This is a genomic window from Nocardioides sp. P5_C9_2 (genome assembly GCF_054049555.1).
In genome coordinates, this window is record NZ_JBFUMD010000417.1 from 1 (window position 1) to 3,491 (window position 3,491).

Here is a 3,491-nt window from a genome sequence, read left to right on the forward strand (position 1 = left end):
TGTCGAGGGTGCTGCTACGTGTGCTGACGTCGGGGAAGGCCTGCTGGGTCTCGGGCACGGGCGCCAATCTACCGGCCGCGGAACCGGTCCCGAGCCGTCGGTCGGTCGATGGCCACCCGCGCCGGGCCCGCCCGTCCGGGACGGCGAACTACTCCTCTGTAGTTCACTCGTTCCCCTGTGACCGGTGTGACGGATGTGATTACAGTGACGTGCCGTCGCCCTCCCGAGGGGCCGTCACCGAGTCGTGGGAGTCCCCGTGCGCCGCCGTACCAGCCAGCTGATCACCCTTGCCGTCGCCCTGGCGGGCACGCTCCTCGCGGTCCCGTCGCCGGCCCTGTCCGACCCGGCCGCACCGAGCGCCCGGATCGCCAAGGCCGCCCAGATCGCCGCCGCGACGCCCGGTGACTTCACCGGCCACGGCTTCGACCAGTGCGTCGCCCCGACCCAGTCGGCGATGGACGCCTGGATCACCCACTCCCCCTTCCGGGCCGTCGGGATCTACATCTCCGGGGACTCCCGGGCCTGCCGCACCCAGCCCAACCTCTCGCCCACCTGGGTGGCGACGCAGGTGTCGCGCGGCTGGCGGCTGCTCCCGATCGCGCTGGGCCCCCAGGCCTCGTGCCTCGACCGCTTTCCCCGCTACAAGGACGACTTCACCATCGACCCCCGGTCCGCTGGCGGCTACGCGGCAGCCCGCGCCCAGGGCGTCGTCGAGGCGGACAAGAACGCCGCGGACGCCGCCGCGCTGGGCATCGGCACCGGAAGCACGCTGTGGTACGACCTGGAGGCGTTCGACCTCACCAACACGAGCTGTCGTGAGTCCGCCCTCGCGTTCGTCAGCGCGTGGGTCACCCGGACCAAGGAGCTCGGCTACGTCGCCGGGTTCTACTCCAGCGCGAGCTCGGGCATCAAGATGCTCGACGACGCCCGCCTCCTCCGTCCGGGTCAGTTCACCCTGCCGGACCGCATCTGGATCGCCCGCTGGGACGGCGTCGCCAACACGTCGACGAGCTACATCGCCGAGGACGGCTGGCGCCCGGGCGGCCGGATGAAGCAGTACCGGGGCGGCCACAACGAGACCTGGGGCGGCGTCACGATCAACATCGACAGCAACTACCTGGACCTCAGCGGGACCGGCACTCCGCCCCCTGCCCCGCCCGCACCCGTCCCCGCGCCGGCACCGGCACCCGCACCGGCGCCGGTGGTCGAGACCCACTGCGGCGGCACCCGGGTCGACTTCCCGACCTACTACACGCTCCGGCCGCGGGCGGCCAGCCGTGCCCGCACCCTCGCCCTGCAGTGCCTGCTGAAGGAGAAGAAGCGGTACGCCGGGAAGCTGGACGGCGTCTACGACCGCGAGACCCGGCGCGCGGCCGGTGCGTGGATGAGGTCGCGCGGCTTCACGCCCACGCGCACGTGGCGACGCAAGAACTGGGTCGCACTGCTCGCCGGCCAGGACCGGGCCGTGCTGGCGGCCGGCGCCACCGGCCCCGCCGTCTCCCGGCTCCAGCGGGCGCTGACCGCCGCCCGGCAGCGGGTCGCGGTGACCGGGACCTTCGACGAGGCCACCCGGACCGCGCTGCTCGCCTACCAGGCGCGGGTCGGGGTCGCACCCTCCGGCACCACCGACGCGCCCACCTGGCGCAAGCTCGCCAAGGGTCGCTTCTGACGAACCCGCCCCCGCCGCGCGGACGGGTCAGGCCGGCGGGCCGACGAGCAGCGCGAGGCCGGTGAGCGCCAGCACGGCGACCACCCCGATGCCGACCGCCCGGCGCTGGTGCTCGAGCAGCCACGACACGGCCCGCTGCGCGGCGCCCGGGCTGTCGGGGCGCGAGAGCCAGGCGTCGCCGAGGAGGCCGCGCCGATCGGCGTACCGCTCGAAGGGCAGGGTCGCGAACGGCGGGACCGCGGCGGCGAGGCCGAGCGCGAGCCGGCCGAGGGACCACCGCTGGTCGGAGGCCACCAGGACCGTGACGAGGCCGTAGGCGATGAACACGACTCCGTGGACCATCCCGAAGACCTGCACGCCCAGCTCGGTGGTCTCGGTGACGTACTTCAGGAACATGCCGGTCAGCAGCAGCGCCCAGGTGATGGCCTCGGCGGTCGCGAGCGCGCGGAAGAGCCGCCGCGGAGAAGCGGCGGTCATGCGAAGGTCGCGGCGGCGAGCGAGGTGAAGAAGCCCAGCCCGTCGGTGCCGGGTCCGCACAGGTCCTCGACGGCGTGCTCGGGGTGGGGCATCAGGCCGACGACGTTGCCGCGCTCGTTGGTGATGCCGGCGATGTCGCGGGCGGAGCCGTTGGGGTTGCCGTCGAGGTAGCGCGCCACCACGAGGCCCTCCCCCTCGAGCCGGTCCAGGGTCGGCTCGTCGGCGACGAAGGCGCCCTCGCCGTTCTTGAGGACGATGGTGACCTCGGCGCCCTCGGCGTACGACGACGTCCACGCGGTGCGCACGTTCTCGATGCGCAGGCGCTGGTCACGGCACACGAACGTGCGCTGGTCGTTGCGGATCAGGGCGCCGGGGAGCAGGTGCGACTCGCAGAGGATCTGGAAGCCGTTGCAGATGCCGAGCACCGGCATCCCCCTGCCCGCGGCCTCGACGACCTCGGTCATCACCGGCGCGAAGCGCGAGATCGCCCCGCAGCGCAGGTAGTCGCCGTACGAGAAGCCGCCGGGCAGGACCACGGCGTCGACGCCGCGCAGGTCGTGGTCGCCGTGCCACAGCGCGACCGCCTCGTGGCCGCCGAAGCGCACCGCCCGCTGGGCGTCGACGTCGTCGAGCGAGCCGGGGAAGGTGACGACGCCGACCTTCATTCGGGGCCCCCGCGGGAGTGCGAGCGCAGCGAGCAGTTTCGTGAGGTGATCATGCCTTGTGCTTCCCGCCCGCGGCGTCGTCGCCCTCGACGTGGACCTCGAAGTCCTCGATCACCGGGTTGGACAGCAGCGTCTCGGCCATCTGGGTGACCTCGGCGAGCGAGGCGTCGGAGGCCTCGCCCTCGATCTCGAGCTCGAAGCGCTTGCCCTGGCGGACGTCGGTGACGCCGGCGAACCCCAGCCGCGGCAGGGCGCCGAGGACGGCCTTGCCCTGCGGGTCGAGGATCTCGGGCTTGGGCATGACATCGACCACGTAACGGGCCACGGGACGCTCCTGGGACGGCGGCGGGGTGCCCGGCGATCCTATCGGCGCCGACCGGGGACGACACACCGCGTCCGGGACCGACCCGTTCAGGTACGCCGGGCCGAGACGATGAGCACAGCGACGCCGAGTCCCGCGATGATCGGGCCGGCGATCGCCCAGAACGACGAGCCGCTCATGGCCGAGCCGCCGACGTACCCGAGCCCCTGGAGGGTGAAGAGGGTCCCGAAGACCACCATCACCACGCCCAGGGGGATGCCGATGCCGCGCTTCACTTCAGCTCGCGCTTGAGGATCTTGCCGGTGGCGGTCATCGGGAGCGCGTCGACGAGCTCGACGATGCGGGGGTACTTGTAGCC

General features: G+C 72.9%; 5 protein-coding genes. 1 reads left to right on the forward strand and 4 read right to left on the reverse strand.

Features of this window, described 5'->3' with window-relative positions:
• Nucleotides 1-256 precede the first annotated feature (256 nt).
• A complete protein-coding gene (locus ACXJKL_RS17230) occupies nt 257-1,669 on the forward strand; it encodes a glycoside hydrolase domain-containing protein (protein ID WP_457208243.1) in 1,413 nt (470 codons plus the stop codon).
• A gap of 27 nt (nt 1,670-1,696) precedes the next feature.
• On the opposite strand, the gene ACXJKL_RS17235 is transcribed toward ACXJKL_RS17230, so the two are convergent.
• The 4 genes from ACXJKL_RS17235 to ACXJKL_RS17250 all read right to left on the reverse strand — a co-directional run bounded on the left by ACXJKL_RS17235 (nt 1,697) and on the right by ACXJKL_RS17250 (nt 3,408).
• Nucleotides 1,697-2,146, reverse strand: a complete 450-nt coding sequence (locus tag ACXJKL_RS17235; protein ID WP_457208244.1) for a DUF3817 domain-containing protein — start codon at nt 2,144-2,146, stop codon at nt 1,697-1,699.
• Nucleotides 2,143-2,811, reverse strand: coding sequence for a phosphoribosylformylglycinamidine synthase subunit PurQ (gene purQ, locus ACXJKL_RS17240; protein ID WP_457208245.1), 669 nt, complete (start codon nt 2,809-2,811; stop codon nt 2,143-2,145). Before purQ ends, ACXJKL_RS17235 begins: the two co-directional genes overlap by 4 nt.
• Nucleotides 2,812-2,860: 49 nt before the next feature.
• Nucleotides 2,861-3,136: a phosphoribosylformylglycinamidine synthase subunit PurS gene (gene purS / locus ACXJKL_RS17245; RefSeq protein ID WP_457208246.1), complete on the reverse strand. Its 276-nt coding sequence runs from the start codon at nt 3,134-3,136 to the stop codon at nt 2,861-2,863.
• An 86-nt stretch (nt 3,137-3,222) separates the two neighbouring features.
• Nucleotides 3,223-3,408, reverse strand: a complete 186-nt coding sequence (locus tag ACXJKL_RS17250; protein WP_457208247.1) for a hypothetical protein — start codon at nt 3,406-3,408, stop codon at nt 3,223-3,225.
• Nucleotides 3,409-3,491: the final 83 nt, after the last annotated feature.